The sequence below is a fragment of the Brevibacterium sp. HMSC24B04 genome (genome assembly GCF_001806835.1).
GTDB lineage: Bacteria > Actinomycetota > Actinomycetes > Actinomycetales > Brevibacteriaceae > Brevibacterium > Brevibacterium ravenspurgense.
In genome coordinates this window covers 14036-34536 of sequence record NZ_KV786096.1, presented here as the reverse complement: position 1 = coordinate 34536, position 20501 = coordinate 14036, and the positions used below count along the sequence as shown (strand labels likewise).

Sequence of the window (20501 nt, the reverse complement as noted above, 5' to 3'; positions counted from 1 at the left end):
TGGGTTCGAGTGACAACTGTCACTCGAACCCAGCCCGTTTCAGTGCCTGTTAACGGTGCGGCGGTGTTCGTTGGGTGCGCCGCGGTTGCAACCTTGCGCTTAAATGCAGATTCACGCGTTAATGCAGCGCATTGGCGCGTGAATCTGCATTAACGCGTGAATCTGGCGTGAAAGCGCCCCAGCACCGCCAAGCCGCCGCAGCCGCCCTCAAGCCAAAGCGGGGCTTTCCCACAGGTTGAGCGTGGTGCCGATGCCCTTGTCCAGTGCGGTGCGGTAGACCTCGGTGGCCCAGGCAACGTCCTCGACTGGCATGCCGCCGACGGAGTACAGGAAGATCTGGTCGTCATTCTGCCGGCCGGGTGCGGCACCTTCGATTATGTCGGCCATGTCGACAATCGAATCGCGTTCCAGAAGGCCTGCCCGCATGAGGTCGTGCCAGTGTGTGCCGATGATGCCCAGCTTCTGGTAGGCGCCGCCACCGTACTCATCGGCCCAGGCATCGTATAGGCGCCAGGAATCGACAACCTTCGTCACACGGTCCGACGCAATGAACGTGTCATCGAATCGAACGGCCGTGGGCAGCAGAAGAATCGCTCCCGGTTTGATCCATTCTTCGTCAATGAAGGGGAAAGCGGACGAGCCTTCTTCGCCGGTCGTCACGGTCACGGTGACAACATCGGCCTGCCGGACCACAGCCTCGACATCGGCAGCCGCACGCACCGACCGGATGTGGGGGAAGTTCTCTTCGATGAATGCCCGGTAGCGGTCCACGTCCGGCTGGTCGATGCCGTTGACCACGATCTCCTCAACGCCCTCACACTGTGACAGCACCGCCTGGGTGACGGACCGGCCGATGACGCCGGGGCCCACAATGCCGAACGTCCGCGCATCCGACCGTGCCAGGTGCTTAACGGCGACACCGGGAATCGCCCCGGTTCTGTAAGCGGAAATGAGGTTTGCGGACATGTACGCCAGCGGCGCTCCCGTGTTGGCGTCGCTGAGGTCAAAAGTGTGGATTGACCGGGGCAGGCCCTTCTTGCGGTTCTCCACGTTCGAGCCGTACCACTTCACACCGGATGTGTGGAAGCGTCCGCCAAGGTAGGCCGGCATCGCCATGAAACGGCGGTCTGGGCCGTCGGCCGGCATGGAGTCGAATTCGGGTTCTTTCGGGAAGCTGACCATCGCACCGTGAGACATGGCGTTCGAACCTGCCATCCGGAAATCGCCGCGGCGCAGAAGCACGAGGGTTTCCTCCATGACGTCCACGCAGCGAGCCATGTCGGTCACGCCGGCGGCAATCATGTCGGGTTCGCTCAGGTATAGGAAGTCAATACGGGTGTCGGACATGGTTTTTTCTCTCCAACAAGATTGTGGGTGTCATTTCCCGTATCCACCGCCGCCCGCGGTCTGGATGGATACGGTCTGTCCTGCGCGGACCGTGAGCTTTGACATCGATTCGAGTTCGCGCAGCTCATCACCTTCGGCGAGGGTGATGCGGGCACTGATTCCATCGCCGCCGTCTTCCAGGCCCCACGGAGTCGTCGTGACGCGCGATGTACCAGCAACCACCGTCGCCTGACCGCGGGTGAGCGTCAGGCTTCGGCGCAGTCCGCTGCCGCCGGTCGCAGCACCGTCACCGCCGGTGTCACGAGCGATCTCGTAGCTGTCTACGCGCAGCGGGTATTCACGTTCAATCACTTCGCACGGGGTGTTGCGAGTGTTGGTCATGTGCGTGTGGGTGGCGGAGGCGCCATCGAATTCGGGGCCGGCGCCCTGCCCGCCGCCATAGGTTTCCACATAGGAGTAGTACTCCCCGTTGAGTGGGTCCACGCCGCCGATCGTGATGATGCTCATGCTGCCGCTCGAGGCGGCCGGCACCAGGCCCTCGGTGAACGTATCGAGCGCTCCGAGGATCGTGTCGACGATCCTCTGCGAGGTCTGCGTGTTCCCGTGCGCAACGGGGGCGGGGAACTGGGCGTGCACGAGGCTGCCGGGCCGGGTCTTGACGTTGATCGGCGCGGTCAGGCCCGCGTTCGAGGGCAGGGTCGGGTCGGCAATCATCTTCACCACGTACGAGGCGCAGGCCAGCGCCACCGCGTATGAACAGTTGACAGCCCCGGCAACCTGGTCTGCGGTTTCGGTCATGTCGATGGTGATTTCCTCACCGCTGATTTCGACCTCAGCGTGGATGGGGATCATCTCCGGTTCCACACCGTTGTGTTCGAGATAGTCGACGAAGCTGCCCTTGCCATCAGGCAGGGAGGCGATTGCCGCGCGTGCCCGGCGCTCGCTGTAGGCCACAAGCGCATCGCAGGAATCGTAGAAGTGCTGCACACCCCACTCTTCGATGAGCTCCAGCACACGGCGTGAACCCAGTTTGTTTGCCGAAACCTGCGCCATGAGGTCACCGCGGGTTTTGTCTGCCGTGCGGATGTTCATGAGCATGAGCGCCATGATTTCGGTCTGCAGCTGACCTTCCGCGAACAGGCGGATGGGCGGAACCCGGATGCCCTCCTGGAAGATCTCCGTGGCATCGGTGGCCATGGACCCCGGCGTGGAACCGCCGACATCGACGTGGTGGGCCATTGTCGCCACGTGCGCAACAAGCTCCTCACCGGCGAACACGGGGGTGATGACGCACATGTCAGGCAGGTGCGAACCGCCCAGGTAGGGATTGTTGGTGATGAGAACGTCACCGGGCTTGATGTTGTCGAGCCCGTATTCTGCGATTGCGTTCTCAATGAGCGTGGGCATCAGTCCCAGGTGCAGCGGAATGTGCTCTGCCTGCGTGATCAGGTGGCCTTCCGCATCGTAGATGCCAGCTGAACAGTCACGCCTGTCTTTGATGTTGGGGGAGTACGAGGTGCGGATCAGCGCCGTACCCACCTCCTCTGACACCGAGGTCAGGCGATTGCGCGCAATCTCAAGTTCAACGGCGTTGAGCTGTGTGGATTCACTTGTCATCGTCATCACTCTTTCGGGTGCGCAGGTGCAGGAAGCCGCGGTCGTCGCAGAAGCACGTCAGGCTGGGGTGGACAAAGGTTGTCGTGTCGAACTGGTCGATGATGATGGGCCCCGGGATCGAGGTGCCTGCCGGGATCGCATCACGGTCGTAGATGTCGACGTCGGTCCAGCTGCCGTCGATGTAGACCTGGCGGGTGGTCTTGGGCTCAGGAGCGCCGGTGCCCGCTTTCGCCTGGGCTTCGCGGGTCCGTTCGGATTCGATGGTGGCCCGCAGGCGCACCACAATGATTTCCATGGCTGCGTCGTCATCGCTGTAGCCGTAGCGTTCAGCGTGAGCTTCGTCGAAAGCTCGGCGCTGTTCGTGCCAGCTGTCTTCCAACGGCAGCGTCAGTTCATAGCTTTGGCCCACATAGCGGGCATCGACCAGCCATTCGCGGTCGAACTCGTCGGTTTCCATTTCCCGGCGAGCCTGATCCTGCAGGTCTCCAAAAGCCGCTTCCAGCGGTTCGAGCCTGGTCCATTCGTTTGCCTGCACGGGGTGGGCGAAGTCGTGGCGGATGGGAGCATCGAGCATGCCCACAGCCGACGCAATGCCAGGGTGCGGCGGAATGACCGCCGATTCCATGCCCAGTTCAACCGCGAGGTCAGCACCGTGCAGCGGACCGGCACCTCCAAATGACATCAGGTTGCACGACCGGATGTCCACACCGCGCTCAACCGACACCTTGCGCACACCGCGTGCCATGGTCGCCGTAATGACCTTGATGATGCCTTCAGCACACTCTTCGGCTGTCAGTCCCAACGTTTTGCCGAACTCCTCCATGCGGGCACGTGCGGCATCGATGTCGAGCTCAAAACGACCGCCGAGCAGCTCACCACCCAGCCGACCCAAGACCGCGTGAGCGTCTGTCACGGTCAGCTCAGTTCCACCTCGGCGGTAGCTGATGGGGCCGGGGACGGCCCCGGCGCTGTGCGGTCCCACGCGCAGGCTCCCACCGGAGTCCAGCCACGCGATTGAACCTCCGCCGGCGCCGATCGTGTGCACGTCGACACTCGGCAGGCGCAGCGGCATCGAGTCGATTTCGGTGAAGTTCGTTTCATCCGGCACACCGTCGCGAATGAGCGCAATGTCGGTGCTCGTGCCGCCGATGTCGAAGCTGACGACGTTCTTCAGGCCCAGCGAACGCGCCCAGTTGGCCGCCCCGACAACCCCGCCGGCAAGGCCTGACAGAACGGTCTTCGCACTCTGGGTGCTGGCCATCTTCGGGTTGAGCAGACCGCCGTTGGACTGCATGACCCACAGGCGCGACGGGATCTTGAGGTCCTCGATGCCTGCTTCCAGCTTCTCCATGTACGTCGAAACCTTCGGGCGGACGTAGGCGTTGATCGCAGCGGTCGAGGTGCGGTCGTATTCGCGCATCTCGGTGGCAACCTCGGTCGCGGCCGACACAACGGGGGCCGCGTTCAGTTCGGTCAGGCGCTTCACAGCGGCACGTTCGTGCTGGCCGTTGGTGTAGGCGTTGATGAACGACACGATGAGCACATCGAGGTCCGCGCTCGCGATGGTTTCGGCCAACTGGTCCAACGCTGCTTCGTCCAGTTCGGTCAGAACTTCGCCGTCGGCGTCGATCCGTTCGTCGACTTCGAAGATCGTGTCATCGGAAATGAGAGGTGCCGGTCGGGTCTGTCGGTAGTCGTAGATCGCCGGGCGGTCCTGGTGGGCGATCGCCAGAACGTCACGGAAACCACGGGTTGTCAGAAGACCCACGCGTCCGCCCTCACGGGTCAGGACGGTGTTCGTGGCCACCGTCGTACCGTGCACCAGCCGGGTGATCTCCTCGGGGCTGCGGTCGATCTGCTCGAGCCCGCCGACAATCCCGTCAATCACGGCTTCATTCGGTGCCTCCGGTGTCGAGGGGACCTTCCACACGAACAGTTCGCCGTCATCCTTGCGAATGCCGATGTCGGTGAAAGTGCCGCCGGTGTCAACGGCAACGTGCAGTCCTGCAGACATGTGCTCTCCTTGACTCACAGTTCGACGATTTCCTTGTTCTTGGTTTCCGGCAGCAGCGACAGGGCGATGATTCCCGTGACAGCGCCGATGATGGCGATGAGCATGATCGAATTGCCCCAGCCGATGGTCTCGGCGGCCAGGCCCACCGTCAGCGGGCCGAAGGCTGCCAGGCCGCGGCCCAGGTTGTAGGCGAAGCCCTGTCCGGTAGCGCGGATTTCAGTGGGGAACAGCTCCGCCAGGTACGCGCCGGTGCCTCCCGCCTGGCCGGATGCGAAGAAGCCCAACAGGAAGATGACGGGAATGCCCAGCTCGGGCTGAGCGGCGGGGGTGAAGACGAACAGCGACACGCTCAGGGCCGAGCCGACGAAGAACATGAGGAATGTGGGCCGGCGGCCGATCCAGTCGAGGAAGTAACCGGAGGACACGTATCCGATGAACGAACCGACGATTGCCACCCAGGTGAAGCCGGCGGTGCCGACAATGCTCAGACCGCGCTCTTCCTGCAGGTAGGTGGGAAGGAAGATGAACACCGAGTAGTAGATGCCCTGGACGCCGATGCCCAGGAGAGTGGCGGCAATGGTGGTCTTCGCCAGACCGTCGCGGAACAGATTGCCGAAGCTCTTATCAGGCTGTTGGCTGGGTTTGGCGGCTGGTTGTTGGTCTCCGTGGAGCTCCGTAGCGTCTTTTGTGCCGCGGCGAATGAAGAAGGCGGCCAGCGCCGGCAGAATGCCCACGAGGAACAGGTAGCGCCACGCCACCTCTTCGGGGAAGATCGAGTACACCGTCAGGTAGGCAAGGGCTGAAACGGCCCAGCCGATGGCGTAGCAGCTCTGGATGAACGCCAGGACGCGTCCGCGCTTCTCCGGCTGAGCGTATTCGGCAACAAGTGCCGCACCGACAGCCCATTCACCGCCGAAGAACAGACCTTCCAGCGTGCGCCACAGGAGGAAGTCATAAAGCCCCTGCGAGGTCGCAGTCAGACCGGTGAAAATGCTGTAGCCGAGGATGACGACCGTGAGCATGCGCACACGGCCGTAGCGGTCGGCGAGGTTTCCGAAGATCATGCCGCCGATTGCGGAGGCGACGATGCTGATGGCGCTGACCCAGCCGGTAGCGCCGGAGCTCATGCCCAGGGTGCCGGCGGCGGCGACGAGCGCAAAGCCGTACATCGACCAGGTGAAGCCGTCGAGCCCCCAGCCGATTCCGGAGGCCGCGATGGCGCGCCGGCGGTATTTGACGGTGAGCGCTTCAATATCTGATGCGTTCGGGTTCATCTGCTTTCCTTCCGATCGGGAAGCGTTCAGCTTGTATACGGAATAAATACAGGCTGTCATGATTAAGCCGCTTTGTGAAGCGCGTTACGTTTTTGCGGGCGCGGGAGTGCAGTTGTCTGATAATGAGGAGCATGACTACGCGGAAGACAAGTGCGAGGGAAACCGCCTACGTCGAAATGCGCCGGCGCATTCTCACTCTGGAGCTGCGTGGGGCGCAGAAGATCGACGAAGGTGCACTGGTGGCGAGCATTGGGCTCAGCCGCACTCCCGTGCGCGAGGCACTGCACCGACTGGCAGCGGAAGGTCTTGTCGAAGCCGATGCCAGGGGCGGCTACCGTGTCAGCTCGATTTCACTGCGCCAGTGCCGGGAACTCATTGAAGCGCAGCACGTGCTCGTCCGCGCTGTCACTCAGCTGTTGGTCGAGCGGATAGACGATGAGGGGCTGGAGAGGCTGTCAGCGGCTGTCCGCGCTGTTGAGCGCGCCGCTGCGGACCGGGACGTTGCGGCGGTGACCCGCACAAATGCGGAACTGCACATTTTGGAAACCGAGCTGACCAGAAACTCCTACCTGCTGGCGATGGCCGAAAGGGTCTATACGAACCTGCAGCGGTTGGCTTTTCTCAGCTTCGGCGGTGATCAGGGTGGGGCGGCCCAGCTGGGCGACATCGATGAGCACTACGACAAGGTCCACGATGACCACTGGGAGTACATCGATGCGCTCAAACAGCGCGACCGCGAACGCGCCGAAGAGGTTGCGGTGCGCCACGTCAAGCTGTTTCAGGCACGGCTGGCGCGGTATTTAAGCGAAGCTGACGGTGCTGGTTTGGACTTTTCGTCGCTAACTGCGGACGCGCAGGTGGGCTGAGGGGGCTGTTCCGCTGCCCGTTGCCACGGTAGGTGCGCCGCAGCTTTGCGCAGCGCGCCGGTCTAGTTTTGCGCAGCGCGCCGGTCTAGATTTGCGCTTTAGTGCAGATTCACGCGGTAATGCAGCGCATTTAGGCGCAAATCTGCATTAGCGCGTGAGTCTGGGTCGGCTGGCGAGGCTGCGCCGGGCTGGGCTGGTGGGCGAGACTGCGCCGGGATAGCGAGGCTGCGCTGGGTTGGTGGACGAGGTGGAGCCGGGCCGGTAAGGCGCCGCCGGGCCAGCAAGCCGCAGCCCGTGGGGCGCAGCCTGGTGCCTGCAGTTTCTTGTCCCGCCGCCGCAGCTTTGCACGCGTCCTGCGGCTGCAACCTTGCGCTTTAATGCAGGTTCACGCGTTAATGCAGCGCATTTAGGCGCAAAACTGCATTAACGCGTGAGTCTGGGGTGGTGGGCGAGGCAGCGCCGGGTTGGTGGGCGAGGTGGAGGTGGGTTGGTCCCGGGCCGTCGCCCGCGGGCTGCTGCCGCAGCTTTGCACAGCGCGCAGCCTGCTGCCTGCAGTTTCTTGTTCCGCTGCCGCAGCTTTACACGCGTCCTGCGGCTGCAACCTTGCGCTTTAATGCAGGTTCACGCGTTAATGCAGCGCATTTAGGCGCAAAACTGCATTAACGCGTGAGTCTGGGGTGGTGGACGAGGCTGCGCCGGGTTGGTGGACGAGGTGGAGGTGGGCTGGTGCCGGGCCGTCGCCCGCGGGCTGCGGCCTGCTGCTGCCAGCCGCCGCCGACCAACACGGATTTTCGCTTAAATGCAGATTCACGCGTTAATGCAGTGCATTTAAGCGCAAAGCTGCATTAGCGCGTGAGTCTGGGTTGATGGGCGAGACGCCGCCGGGTTGGTGGGCGAGGTGGAGGTGGGTTGGTCCCGGGCCGTCGCCTGTGGGCTGCTGCCGCAACCTTGCGCAACGCGCCGGTCTAGTTTTTCGCTTTAATGCAGAATCACGCGTTAATGCGGCGCATTTAGGCGCAAAACTGCATTAACGCGTGAGTCTGGGGTGGTGGGCGAGGCAGCGCCGGGTTGGTGGGCGAGGTGGAGGTGGGTTGGTCCCGGGCCGTCGCCTGTGGGCTGCTGCCGCAACCTTGCGCAACGCGCCGGTCTAGTTTTTCGCTTTAATGCAGAATCACGCGTTAATGCAGCGCATTTAAGCGCAAATCTGCATTAGCGCGTGAATCTGGGCTGGCAAGGCGCCGCCTGGCTGGCGTCAGGAACGCGGCGAAGCCTTAACTCCGCGGCGGATGCGCTCCTGCCAGGCGGTCATGATCCGGTCCGGTGTGGGCCGGGAGATGAGCGAACCGACAACGTAGGCGACAAGCGAAGCACCCAGGCCGAAGTAGATCGGCGTGTTTGCCATGAGCCCATTGACGATCATGAAGATGACGGCCGCGCCCGTGCCTGCGATCATGCCAGCCAGAACGCCGACGATTGTGCCGCGCTTCCACACCAGGCCGCCGACAATCGGGATGAACAGGCCGGCTACGAGGATGTTGTAGGCAATTGTCAGCGCATCGACCACGCTGGTCATGACGCAGGCCAGGATGATCGACACGACACCGAGGCTCACCAGGTAGATGCGCGAGTCGCGCACTTCGTCGCCGGTTTCGCGTACGAGGCTGCCGCGCAGCGCCCCGCCAAGACCCGTAGTGGCCGCAGTGCGCTTGGTGAGAGCGGGTTCGACGACATCCTGGCGCAGAACAGTCGAGGCAGCCAGAAGCGCGCCCGAGGACGTCGACATGACGGCCGACAGCGCTGCCGAAAGAACAAGTCCCGCAAACAGCGGTGTCAGCGCGTGTTCGGTGACGGCGGTGAACACCTGGTCAGAGTCTTCGATGCCGGGCACCAGCACGCGGGCACCCACACCCACAAGGGCGCCGGCGGCACCGTAGAACACGCAGTACACACCCGCGGCAAAACCACCCCAGCGCGCGGTTTCGGGGGAGCGGGCAGTGAATACGCGCTGCCAGATGTCCTGACCGATGAGCAGGCCGATGGTGTAGATCAGCACGTAGGTGATGATCATGTTCGGTCCGATGGCCACCGGGTCAAACGCTTCGGGGCCCACAACATTGCGGATATTGCTGAAGCCGCCGGCGTCTTTGAGCACGATCGGCAACAGGATGAGGAAGATGCCGACGGTCTGGATGAGGAACTGCACGAAGTCGGTCATGGTGATCGACCACATGCCGCCCAGCATCGAGTAGATGATGACGACGGCGCCGCCGATGAGCACTGCCGGCACCCGGTCAATGCCCAGCAGGGAGTGGAAGATCGCGCCGTAGGCAACCGTGGAGGTCGTCGAAATCATGAGACCGTAGGCGGTCATGATGATGCCCGAAACCGTACGGGACCCAGCGCCGTAGCGCAGCTCCAGCATCTGGGAGACCGTGTAGATTCCCAAGCGCTGAATCGTCGGGGCGAAAGCCAGGCTCAGGATGATGATGCCCAAGCCGATGCACACCACCAGCCACATGCCGGACAGGCCGTGGACGTATCCCAGCCCGACACCTCCGACAGTGGAGGCTCCGCCGAGAACAACGGCGGCCATCGTGCCCATGAAGACCAGCGGTCCCAACCGCCGTCCGGCCACCAGGAAGTCCTCCTGGTTCTTCGCGCGGATTCGACCCCATACGCCGAATGCGAGCATGCCGGCAATGTAGACGGCTACGACAGCTGTTTCCATAGTGTTTCTCTCTTGTGGGAAGGACGGCGGGGCAGCGGCTAGAGCTGCCCCGCCAGTTGTGCTTACGGGTGGGCGGTGTCAGACCGTAACGTGGATGAGCGTGGGAACATCAGCGCCCAGGGCCTCGGAAACCGCGCGTTCCAGCTGGTCAGCGCAGTCGGGATCGGAGGCGCTCAATTCTACGCCCTTGCCGCCGAAGGCTGTGCCCAAAGCGGCGAAGTTCGGCCTGGCCAGGTGGACGGCGAACGGGTCGATGCTGCGCTCTTCCATCTGGGCTTCGATTTCGGCGTATCCGCCGTTGTCGACGATCACCATGGGGATGCCCAGGCGAAGTTCGACTGCCGTCATGACTTCCTGGATGGAGAACATGGCGGCACCGTCGCCCACGTGGACGACCACCGGACGGTCCGGGTCTGCAAGCTTGGCGCCGATGGCGGCAGGAATGCCGTAGCCGAGCGTTGCGAAGCCCGGCATGTACAGCAGCTGGTCTTCCGTGCGGGCTTCCAGCGCGTGGACGGCTCCGTCGTAGGTGACCTGTGAAGAATCACCCGCGATGACGGTTCCGGGACCACCGGCGGCGGCCGCAATGGCCCGCGCCGTCCACACGCCCACGCCGTCGGGGAATTCGCCCTGCCATTCGCGGTTGAGCTCCGCCGCGCGTTCAGCACCCCCGCGCGCGGGCTGCTCGCCCAGTTCCCTACTCAGGGCGTCGACGAAAGCGCGGCTGTCGGACGGGACGAGGATGTCACCGGGCAGGTTCTTGTGCAGCTGGTCGGGGTCGATGTCGCAGCGGATGACCGTCTGGGCCGGCTGGTCTGCAGGCTGGTCGGGTCGGCATCCCAGGTGGTCCCAGGAGTTCACGCCGCGCGCACCGATCCGCCCGCCCCACAGGTCCGAATCGGCAAGTTCAGAACCGATCACCAGCAGCACGTCCGCGGTCTGCGATTCCTTCTGCACCGAGGGGAAGCGCACGCTCGCGCCCAGTGCCAGCGGGTGCGATTCATCGATTGCGCCCTTGCCGTTTGCTGTGGTGACAAGCGGTGCGTCGAGCTTTTCAGCCAGCGCGGTCAATGGCCCTGCCATTCGGCGGGCACCACCGCCGGCAATGATGAGCGGACGCTCAGCGTTCGTCAGTGCCTGCGCTGCTTCGGTGACAACAGCGTCAGCCGGCTGTGTCGGCTGGATGGTGCGCGGCACCTCGGCGGTTCCGTGCCAGGGGCCTTCGAGAACATCGAGCGGTACCTCGATGTGGATCGGCCCGGGGCGCTCCGAATTGAACCGGGCGAAGGCCTCGGAAACAGCGGCAGCCGCACCTTCTGCGGTGCGGGTGCGCTTGGAGCCGACCAGCAGGTTGTCGATGGCTTCCGCGGTGGCCTTCGTTTCGTGCAGCAGGCCGACGTCAGCCCGTTCGAGCCCGTTGGGCACACCGGGGGACAGGATGAGCATGGGGCGGGATTCCGCATAGGCGGTCGCGGCTGCCGTGATGACGTTCGTCAGTCCCGGTCCCGAGGTTGTGATGACAACGCCGGGTTTGCCACTGAGCAGGTAGTAGCCGTCCGCGCCGTAGCCTGCGCCCTGTTCGTGGCGGGGCGTGATGGCGCGGATGCCGAAGGTCTCCAGGTGGCGGTAGAACTCGAGGTTGTGGGTTCCGGGGATGCCGAACACGGTGTCGACGCCGTGGGCGGCCAGGGCGGCGATGACGGCCAGGCCGCCGTTGCGGTGGGCGTCGTCAACGCTCTCCAGGCGCTCGTTGATGCTGGTCACGTGTGCTCCTTGGCAGGTTGTGGGGATGGGGATTGGGGTACGAGGTGGAGCTCCCCTCCCGCTGCTGCCGCGCGGGGCAGTGTGCGGGAGGGGAGTGGGTCAGCCGAGGTTGTCGGCAGCGAATCCGGTGGGGGCTTCGGCGCCCTTCTTCTGGGCGGCCCACAGGGAGAGCAGTTCGTAGCCGACCTGTGCTGCGGCCAGGCCGGTGATTTCGGCGTGATCGTAGGCGGGCGCGACTTCGACGATTTCAGCGCCGACGACGTTGAGTCCCTGGAGGCCGCGGATGGAGTTGAGCAGTTCGCGGCTTGTCATACCACCGGCCTCCGGGGTGCCGGTGCCGGGCGCGGCTGCGGGGTCGAGCACGTCGATGTCGACGGAGATGTAGATCGGCGCGTCTCCCAGGCGCTTGCGGATGCGGGCGACGATGTCCTGCAGCGGCTGGAACTGGTAGTCGTCAGAGCGCAGGATCTGGAAGCCGAGAACCGAGTCGTCTTCGAGGTCTTTCTTGCCGTACAGGGGCCCGCGGATGCCCACGTGCATGCAGCGCTCGAGGTCCAGCAGACCTTCTTCTGAGGCGCGACGGAACGGTGTGCCGTGAGTGTAGGGCGCACCCATGTAGGTGTCCCACGTGTCCAGGTGCGCGTCGAAGTGCAGAACCGCGATCTTGCCGTGGGTTTTGTACAGCGAGCGGATGTTGGGCAGGGCGAGCGTGTGGTCTCCGCCCAGGGTGAGCAGCTTTGCACCGTCCTTGCGGGCTTCGTCGGCGTTGGCTTCAACAGCGGCGATGGCCTCTTCGATGTTGAAGGGGTTCACACCCAGGTCGCCGCAGTCGGCAACCTGCTGCCAGGAGAACGGGTGAACGTCGGTGGCCTGATTGTAGGGGCGCAGCAGTTTGGAGGACTGGCGGATGTGCGAGGGGCCGAATCGGGTGCCGCTGCGGTAGCTGACGCCAGCGTCAAAGGGGATGCCGATGATCTTGACGTCGATCGGCTGGCCGGTGCGCTGTGCTTCGACTTCGTCGATGCGCGGCAGCAGGCCGAAGGTCGGCGGGCCTGCAAAGCGCGGGGTCAGGCTGTAGTCGGCGGGGCCCAGGGGGTGGTTGTCGCTCACGTGTTCCTCCTCGTAGCTGGGATGTTCAACCAGGCTAAAAGGGTGAGCCGCGCCACGATATGTCCATAATGGCGAATTGAGAACGTATATAGTCCACTGTGTATATAAAGGGGCGTTGACGAGCGCCGGCACACAGTAGAACGGAGGATGCTCGTGGTTGTTCTGGGAGAGCTGCTCGACAGCCAGGCACTCAGCCTTGAAGTGCACTGTGAACCGGCGGGTGCGCGTACGCAGTCAGTGCGGATCGTCCACGCCTCCGAAGTTCCGAGCATTGATTCGTGGCTGCGCGGCGGGGAAGTCCTCTTAACGGTGGGCGCGCTCGTTGACCTTGCTGACCCTGCGGCCAGTGCCGACTATGCGGCGCGGGTGCGCGCCGGCGGTGCTGTGGCCCTGGGCATCGGCCTGGGGGAGGGGCTACCGCACAGTGAAGTTCCGCCGACGATCGTCGCCGCAGCCAAAAAGGAAGGCCTCGTGCTGTTCGGTGTTCCCCAGCGCACCGCCTTTGTCGACGTCGTCGACGCCTTCACCAGTCTTCGCGAAGCCGAATACGCCCGTGAACTGCACGCGGTGGCATCCGCCCAGCGCTCAATTGCGGGCCTGCTGGCGGGCCCCGGTATGGAAAGGGCGATCGAGTCGCTGCGCTCGCGGCTGGGTGCCGAGGTTGCCGTGCTCAACCCCGCCGGGGTGGTCATTGCGGGAGGTCTGACGGCCGCCGCGGTGGCCGAGGCGGCGGCGACTGCCGTGCGGGCGCCCTTTTCTGCATCGGCCGGCCCGCAGGAGACGGGCCTTTCTGGGCTGGTCCTCTATCCAGTGGGTGCAGCTCCGCTTGCCTGGCTTGCCGTCCGCGACGCGGGGTCCGACCCGCGTTCTTTCAGCCCCCGCGCTCGCAGTCTTGTCCTCACCACGACCGCGGCGCTGCTGCACATCAGCCTCAGCGGCACGGAGCCGCAGGATGCTTCCGCGGTTCTCAATCCGCAGGCCAGCCTTCCCGACCGCCGTGCCGCCTGGCACCTGACAGGAGCGGAAGAAGAAGGGGAGCTGCGCCTCGTGTGCTTGGAGCGGGTTCCGGCCGACCGGGTGCTGTGGCTGGTGGGCTGGCTGGCGGGTGCTGCCGGAGTCGCGGGGGATTCTGCGACGGCGGCGGTTCTGTGCGGGCCGCGGGCGTATCCGCAGGTGCTCAGAATTGCGCGCCTGGCAGGTGCTGAAGTCCGTGATGACGCCGAGGTGGATCTCGAGTCTGCCGCACACACTGCGGCCGGCTGGTTCGGCGGGGCGGACCCGCAGTCGGAGCTCGCGGGACTGTTGGGGTCGGTTGATCCGACGGCGGCCGCCCGCTTTGCTGACCGTGTGCTGGGGCCTTTGGCGAAGGCTCCGCCGGCGTGGATGGTCACGCTGCGGGCCGCCGCGCGCCAAGGGCAGACCGGCGAGCCAGTGGCTGCTGAGCTCGGGCTGCACCGGCACACGGTGCGTGCTCACCTGAAGAACCTGGGCGACCTTCTGGGACGGGATCTGCGTGACCCTGAACAGCTGCGTTTGGTGCACGTGGCATTGCAGCTGCGTGAACGGAGTCTGACTGACCGGATGTGACAGATCCAACTGAAAAAATTTTTTGCCTGTGGACAGATGTCGAAACCGGTGGAGGATCTGTGGACAGAGCGTGGGTAAAAAATTCGACGAGTGCGGCGTGTTCCGCGACAGCTCGCGGAAACAAGATCACATCGATGTGATTCGCATTGTTCACATGTGTGGACGGCGGTCCGTTCGCCTCTTGTTAACTCTGCGCAAACCGCCGCGAATTACACTGGTGTAACACGAGATATAGGCGTAGTCTCTTACCCGAACACAACATCTTGTGGTTGCTCGACTGTCCTGCATGGAAGGTCAGCTGCCTGAAAAACCTCGTCATCCCGAAGGAGACTCGCATGATCACCGTCTACACCAAGCCCTCCTGCGTCCAGTGCACAGCAACGTTCCGCGCCCTGGACGCTCGCGGTCTGGAGTACCGGTCGGTTGACCTCAGCCAGGACCCTGGCGCGCTCGACGTCGTCAAGGCCATGGGCTACATGCAGGCTCCCGTCGTTGTGACGGACAACGACCACTGGTCGGGCTTCCGTCCCGACAAGATCGCCACGCTCGCCGCCGCCGGCGGTGCGGGGGTCGCAGCGGTCTGACAATGCTGATCGTCTACTACTCCAGTGGTTCTGAATACACCCACCGGTTCGTAGAAAAACTGGGGCTGCCCGCCGTGCGGCTGCCCCTCCTGACGAAGGACGACACCCCGCTGGTCAGCGAACCCTTCGTCCTCATCACCCCGACCTACGGGGCCGGCCGCAATGCCGGCTCCACACCGCGTCAGGTGATCAAGTTTCTCAATGTCAAAGAGAACCGCGACAAGATCGTCGGAGTGATCGGCTCCGGAAACACGAACTTCGGCAACAATTTCTGCCGCGCGGCGTACACGGTGGCAGAGAAGACCAAAGTGCCCGTCCTCTACAACTTCGAAATGTTCGGAACGCAAGAGGACGTCGAAAAAGTGAAAGAAGGATTGGAAAAGCTGTGTCAACAACAGCCGCAGACCGCGATCTAGAGGCCATCATCCGCGAGGAAACCGACCTCGACTACCACGCGCTCAACGCCATGCTCAACCTGTACGACAAGGACGGTCGTATCCAGTTTGAGCGCGACAAGCAGGCAGCGCGTCAGTTCTTCCTCCAGCACGTCAACAACAACACTGTCTTCTTCCACGATCTGGAAGAGAAGCTCAACTACCTCGTCGAACACCACTACTACGAAAAAGAGGTGCTCGACCAGTACTCGTTCGCGTTCATTTCGGAACTGTCGAAGCACGCGTACTCCAAGAAGTTCCGCTTCCAGACCTTCCTGGGTGCGTTCAAGTTCTACACGTCGTACACGCTGAAGACCTTCGACGGCAAGCGCTACCTGGAGCGCTTCGAAGACCGCGTCGTCATGGTGTCGCTGTTCCTCGCTCGCGGTGACGAAAAGCTCGCCCGCCAGCTTGTCGATGAAATCATCTCCGGCCGCTTCCAGCCGGCAACGCCCACGTTCCTCAACGCGGGCAAAAAGCAGCGCGGTGAAATGGTCTCCTGCTTCCTGCTGCGCATCGAAGACAACATGGAGTCCATCGGCCGTTCGGTCAACTCTGCACTGCAGCTGTCCAAGCGCGGCGGCGGTGTGGCGTTCTGCCTGACCAACATCCGCGAAGCCGGCGCGCCCATTAAGAAGATCGAAAATCAGTCCTCGGGTGTCATTCCTGTTATGAAGATGCTCGAAGACGCGTTCTCCTACGCCAACCAGTTGGGTGCGCGTCAGGGTGCGGGTGCGGTGTACATGAACGCCCACCACCCGGACATCTACAGCTTCCTGGACACCAAGCGCGAAAACGCGGACGAAAAGATCCGCATCAAGACCCTGTCGCTGGGTGTGGTCATTCCGGACATCACGTTCCACCTGGCCAAGAAGAACGAACCCATGTACCTGTTCAGCCCCTACGACGTCGAAAAGGTCTACGGGGTGCCGTTCACCGAAATCTCGGTGACGGAAAAGTACTACGAAATGGTCGACGACGCGCGGATCAAGAAGACCAAGATCAACGCGCGCGAATTCTTCCAGACGCTCGCCGAAATCCAGTTCGAATCGGGCTACCCGTACATCATGTACGAAGACACGGTGAACCGTGCGAACCCCATCAAGGGCCGCATCACCATGTCCAACCTGTGCTCGGAGATCCTGCAGGTGAACTCGGCTTCGACCTACAACGAGGACCTCACCTACAGCCACATCGGCAAGGATATTTCCTGCAACCTCGGTTCGCTCAACATCGCAGCGACCATGGACTCCGAAGACTTCGGACAGACCGTCGAGGTCGCCATCCGCGGTCTGACGGCCGTGTCGGAAACCTCGAACATCGCATCCGTGCCCTCGATTGAGCGCGGCAACTCGATGTCGCACGCCATCGGCCTGGGGCAGATGAACCTGCACGGCTACCTGGGTCGCGAAAGGATCCACTACGGTTCCGAAGAGGGTCTGGACTTCACCAACATGTACTTCTACACCGTGGCCTTCCACGCGGTGCGCGCATCCATGGAGATTGCCAAGGAACGCGGCCGCACCTTCGAAGGCTTCGAAGACTCGAAGTACGCCTCCGGTGAGTACTTCGACAAGTACACCGAACAGGAATGGAAGCCCCGCACCGAGCGTGTGGCGCAGATCTTCGAAGAAGCCGGTGTGCACATTCCCACGCAGGACGACTGGGCCAAGCTGCGCGACGAAGTCGCCAAGCACGGCATCTACAACCAGAACCTGCAGGCTGTGCCGCCCACGGGCTCGATTTCCTACATCAACAACTCGACCTCGTCGATTCACCCGATTGCCGCTCCGGTGGAAATCCGCAAGGAAGGCAAGATCGGCCGCGTGTACTACCCGGCACCGCACATGACGAACGACAACCTGGAGTACTTCCAGGATGCCTACGAAATCGGTCCGGAAAAGATCATCGACACATACGCTGAGGCCACCCAGCACGTGGACCAGGGTCTGTCGCTGACGCTGTTCTTCAAGGACACCGCAACCACGCGCGATGTCAACAAGGCCCAGATCTACGCCTGGACCAAGGGCATCAAGACGGTCTACTACAGCCGCATCCGCCAGATGGCGCTGACCGGCACGGAAGTCGAAGGCTGCGTTTCCTGCATGCTGTGATCAGCAGTAAAGGGAACAGGAGGGGATAACAGTGACACAGACACGTGACTTCGGACTGACCGACCGGGCCGAAGCGATCAACTGGAACCGCATCGAGGACGACATCGACCTCGAGGTGTGGGATCGACTCACATCGAACTTCTGGCTGCCGGAAAAGGTTCCGCTGTCCAATGACACCCAGTCGTGGGCCACGCTCAGCGACGATGAAAAGTGGATGACCATGCAGGTGTTCGCGGGGCTGACCTTGCTGGACACCATTCAGGGCACCATCGGCGCAGTGTCGCTGCTGCCGGATGCGCTGACACCGCACGAAGAGGCCGTGTACACCAACATCTGCTTCATGGAGTCGGTGCACGCGAAGTCGTATTCGTCGATCTTCTCGACCCTGTCGAGCACCCGTCAGATTGACGAGGTGTTCCGCTGGGCAAAGGAAGAGCCCACCCTGCAGAAGAAGGCGAAGGTCGTCACCGACCTGTACCACGGGGACGACCCGCAGAAGCGCAAGATCGCTTCCACCCTGCTGGAATCGTTCATGTTCTACTCGGGCTTCTACCTGCCTCTGTACTGGTCGTCACGCGCCAAGCTGACGAACACGGCCGACCTCATTCGCCTCATCATTCGCGACGAGGCCGTGCACGGCTACTACATCGGGTACAAGTACCAGCAGAACCTCAAGAACGAATCCGAACAGCGCCGTCAGGAGCTCAAGGACTTCACCTACGAAGTTCTGTTCGACCTGTACGAAAACGAAGTTGCCTACACCCACCTGATCTATGACCGGGTGGGCCTGGCTGAGGACGTCAAGAAGTTCCTCAACTACAACGCGAACAAGGCGCTCATGAACCTCGGCTATGAGGCCATGTTCCCGGCGGAAGTCACGGATGTGAACCCGGCTATTCTGTCCTCGCTCAACCCGAACGCGGACGAAAACCACGACTTCTTCTCGGGCAGCGGATCCAGCTACGTCATCGGCAAGGCCGAATCCACCGAAGACGACGACTGGGACTTCTAAGCCCTCCGCCTCAGCGCGAACAGCAGCGGCGCGGAACTGTGAGGACAGTTCCGGGCCGCTGCTTTTTTGTGCCCTGGGCTTCGGTTTGTGCCCACACTCTGCCCGCGTTCTGCTGACTCTCTGCACGCATAGCGCCGGGTACCAAACGGGGGAGCCGGAAGTACCTTGCAGCCGCATTCCGGGCGCTCGGATGCGAACGCTTGCGGGTTTCACGGGCATTTTCATGTGTTCGATGGGTGCCTGTGATACGCGGTAACACTCTCGAAAGGTGAGAGGCAAAGTGTGACTTCCGCTATGTGACGCGGAGTAAGCAGGAGGAACAGCCGGCGAGCAACGCGGTGCTGTTGCAGGGGTCCGGCTGCTCGACCCCGCCACTCGGACCGATGAACAAAAACAGTAATACAAAGTTGAACTAACGTTTTATATGCGGTTTTGCTAATTTATTTCTAAGCGGTTTCACAGAACGCGCAACGTGTGCATCCAGGTGGATCGCGAAAAATGCTGAGGCTCCGGCCTTAAAACTGATGCAAAGGAATTGAATCCATGACTACGTTCTCTAAGGCCGTATGTGCGGCCTCAGTCGCGGCTGTTCTCGGACTCTCGATGGGTGTTTCCGCTCCGGCCGTCCTCGCTGAACCCGCTGTTGCCCAGGTGCAGAAGGGCAACATCGACTTCTCCAAGAAGGGCTCGCTGACCCTCTTCAAGAAGAAGGGTGCTGAATCCGACACTCGTGCCACCGGTAAGGAAATGCAGAACGTGCCGGGTGAGGCACTTCAAGGCGTTACCTTCAAGATAACCAAGCTCGACTACGACCTGCAGAACGGTGACTGGAAGACCTTCCCGAAGACTGCGGCTGACGTGAAGGACGCTGACAAGACCACCACGACCTTCGAGCAGACCACTGGTGCTGATGGCAAGGCGGCTTTCGGCAATCTCGACCTGGGCATCTACCTGGTTGAAGAAACCAACGCTCCGGACGGAATCGTTGCCGGCGCTCCTTTCATCGTTTCGATCCCCATGGTGAACGAAGCTTCGGACGCGTGGAACTACGACGTCATCGCGTACCCCAAGAACACCGAAACCAAGACGGAAAAGACCGTCAAGGATGCTGACAAGCACATCCAGGACGCCTACACCTACACCATCAACGCTGATGCTCCCACCTGGGGCGAGGGCAAACAGCTGACCGCCTTCCGCTTCGAGGACCAGCTGGACCAGCGCCTCGACTTCCAGAAAGTCACCGAGGTCAAGGCCGGTAACACCGTTCTTCAGGCCGGTGACTACACCGTCAACAACCCCGCTGAAACCGGCAACAAGCTTGTCGTCACGCTGACGGAACAGGGCCTGGCGAAGGTCAAGTCCGGCGACAAGCTTTTGCTGACCTTCGACGTCAAGCGCAAGGAAGTCGGCGACACCACCGAACTGAAGAACCAGGCCGAGGTCATTTTCAACAACCCGAATACCGGCAACGAGGTCAAGAACAAGACCAACGAAGTCGTCACCTACCACGGCAAGCTCAAGGTCGTGAAGAAGGACGGCAAGGAAACCGGCAAGGTCCTCGAAGGTGCTGAATTTGAGCTCTACCAGTGCACCTCGGCTGAAAACCTCGGGGCGCAGGTGACGGTGAAGAACGTTTCCAAGTGGACCACCGGGGCTGACGGCACCATCAGCATTGACGGCCTGCACGTTACGGACTTCGAGGACAACAAGGAAGCTCCGGCGACCAAGAAGTTCTGCCTGAAGGAAACCAAGGCCCCGGCTGGCTACGTCCTGCCGGAAAAGAACGTCACCGAAATCGACTTCACCCGTGAAAACATTGCGAAGACTGGTGAGTTCGAAGGCGATGACGAGGTCACCCTCGTGTCCGAGATCGAGAACATCAAGCAGGACACCCCGAACCTGCCGATGACCGGTGGTGCGGGTGTCGGCCTCCTCGGCGCCCTTGGTGCCCTGATCGCCGCTGCCGGTGTGTGGTTTGCTCGCCGCAACGCCAAGCAGGCACAGGCCGAGTAAGACCCAGGGAAATCCATGAGCCCACTGGGCTCTGGAC

The 20501-nt window shown here is 62.5% G+C and carries 14 protein-coding genes; 7 read left to right on the top strand and 7 right to left on the bottom strand.

The window, feature by feature from the left end; translation table 11 throughout:
* Nucleotides 1–207: 207 nt before the first annotated feature.
* The 4 genes from HMPREF3092_RS07670 to HMPREF3092_RS07655 are packed head-to-tail and all read right to left on the bottom strand — an operon-like array spanning nucleotide 208 to nucleotide 6252.
* Nucleotides 208–1347 (bottom strand): tyramine oxidase subunit B, encoded by a 1140-nt coding sequence (locus tag HMPREF3092_RS07670; protein ID WP_070424451.1) that lies wholly within the window; start codon nucleotides 1345–1347, stop codon nucleotides 208–210.
* 30 nt (nucleotides 1348–1377) lie between these two features.
* Entirely contained in the window at nucleotides 1378–2964 is a 1587-nt protein-coding gene (locus HMPREF3092_RS07665; protein WP_070424458.1) for a hydantoinase B/oxoprolinase family protein, read from the bottom strand.
* On the bottom strand, nucleotides 2954–4978 hold the full coding sequence (locus tag HMPREF3092_RS07660; protein ID WP_070424450.1) for a hydantoinase/oxoprolinase family protein: 2025 nt from the start codon (nucleotides 4976–4978) through the stop codon (nucleotides 2954–2956). The genes HMPREF3092_RS07665 and HMPREF3092_RS07660 overlap by 11 nt, the downstream gene beginning before the upstream one ends.
* A 14-nt stretch (nucleotides 4979–4992) precedes the next feature.
* The gene (locus HMPREF3092_RS07655) at nucleotides 4993–6252 is read right to left on the bottom strand and encodes an MFS transporter (protein WP_083274319.1); all 1260 of its coding nucleotides are present in this window, start codon (nucleotides 6250–6252) and stop codon (nucleotides 4993–4995) included.
* A gap of 131 nt (nucleotides 6253–6383) precedes the next feature.
* Between HMPREF3092_RS07655 and HMPREF3092_RS07650 the strand changes: the two genes are divergently transcribed.
* Nucleotides 6384–7118, top strand: coding sequence for a GntR family transcriptional regulator (locus HMPREF3092_RS07650; RefSeq protein ID WP_070424449.1), 735 nt, complete (start codon nucleotides 6384–6386; stop codon nucleotides 7116–7118).
* Between the two features lie 1252 nt (nucleotides 7119–8370).
* Here HMPREF3092_RS07650 and HMPREF3092_RS07645 read toward each other — a convergent pair.
* The 3 genes from HMPREF3092_RS07645 to speB all read right to left on the bottom strand — a co-directional run bounded on the left by HMPREF3092_RS07645 (nucleotide 8371) and on the right by speB (nucleotide 12720).
* Entirely contained in the window at nucleotides 8371–9846 is a 1476-nt protein-coding gene (locus HMPREF3092_RS07645; RefSeq protein WP_070424448.1) for a sodium:solute symporter family protein, read from the bottom strand.
* 78 nt (nucleotides 9847–9924) lie between these two features.
* On the bottom strand, nucleotides 9925–11610 hold the full coding sequence (locus tag HMPREF3092_RS07640) for a thiamine pyrophosphate-binding protein (RefSeq protein WP_070424447.1): 1686 nt from the start codon (nucleotides 11608–11610) through the stop codon (nucleotides 9925–9927).
* 99 nt (nucleotides 11611–11709) lie between these two features.
* Entirely contained in the window at nucleotides 11710–12720 is a 1011-nt protein-coding gene (gene speB / locus HMPREF3092_RS07635; RefSeq protein WP_070424446.1) for an agmatinase, read from the bottom strand.
* A gap of 153 nt (nucleotides 12721–12873) precedes the next feature.
* Between speB and HMPREF3092_RS07630 the strand changes: the two genes are divergently transcribed.
* The 6 genes from HMPREF3092_RS07630 (at nucleotide 12874) to HMPREF3092_RS07605 (ending at nucleotide 20464) form a co-directional block, all read left to right on the top strand.
* Nucleotides 12874–14307 (top strand): PucR family transcriptional regulator, encoded by a 1434-nt coding sequence (locus tag HMPREF3092_RS07630; RefSeq protein WP_176745711.1) that lies wholly within the window; start codon nucleotides 12874–12876, stop codon nucleotides 14305–14307.
* 335 nt (nucleotides 14308–14642) lie between these two features.
* Entirely contained in the window at nucleotides 14643–14891 is a 249-nt protein-coding gene (gene nrdH, locus HMPREF3092_RS07625) for a glutaredoxin-like protein NrdH (RefSeq protein WP_019175977.1), read from the top strand.
* Between the two features lie 2 nt (nucleotides 14892–14893).
* Entirely contained in the window at nucleotides 14894–15307 is a 414-nt protein-coding gene (gene nrdI / locus HMPREF3092_RS07620) for a class Ib ribonucleoside-diphosphate reductase assembly flavoprotein NrdI (protein ID WP_019175976.1), read from the top strand.
* Nucleotides 15308–15312: 5 nt separating this feature from the next.
* Nucleotides 15313–17439 carry a class 1b ribonucleoside-diphosphate reductase subunit alpha gene (gene nrdE, locus HMPREF3092_RS07615; protein ID WP_370919334.1) on the top strand — a complete coding sequence of 709 codons (2127 nt, stop codon included), beginning with the start codon at nucleotides 15313–15315 and terminating at the stop codon, nucleotides 17437–17439.
* Between the two features lie 31 nt (nucleotides 17440–17470).
* Complete coding sequence (gene nrdF, locus HMPREF3092_RS07610; protein ID WP_176745028.1) at nucleotides 17471–18451, top strand: class 1b ribonucleoside-diphosphate reductase subunit beta; 981 nt, start codon at nucleotides 17471–17473, stop codon at nucleotides 18449–18451.
* Nucleotides 18452–18994: 543 nt separating this feature from the next.
* Nucleotides 18995–20464 (top strand): SpaH/EbpB family LPXTG-anchored major pilin, encoded by a 1470-nt coding sequence (locus HMPREF3092_RS07605; protein ID WP_070424443.1) that lies wholly within the window; start codon nucleotides 18995–18997, stop codon nucleotides 20462–20464.
* Nucleotides 20465–20501: the final 37 nt, after the last annotated feature.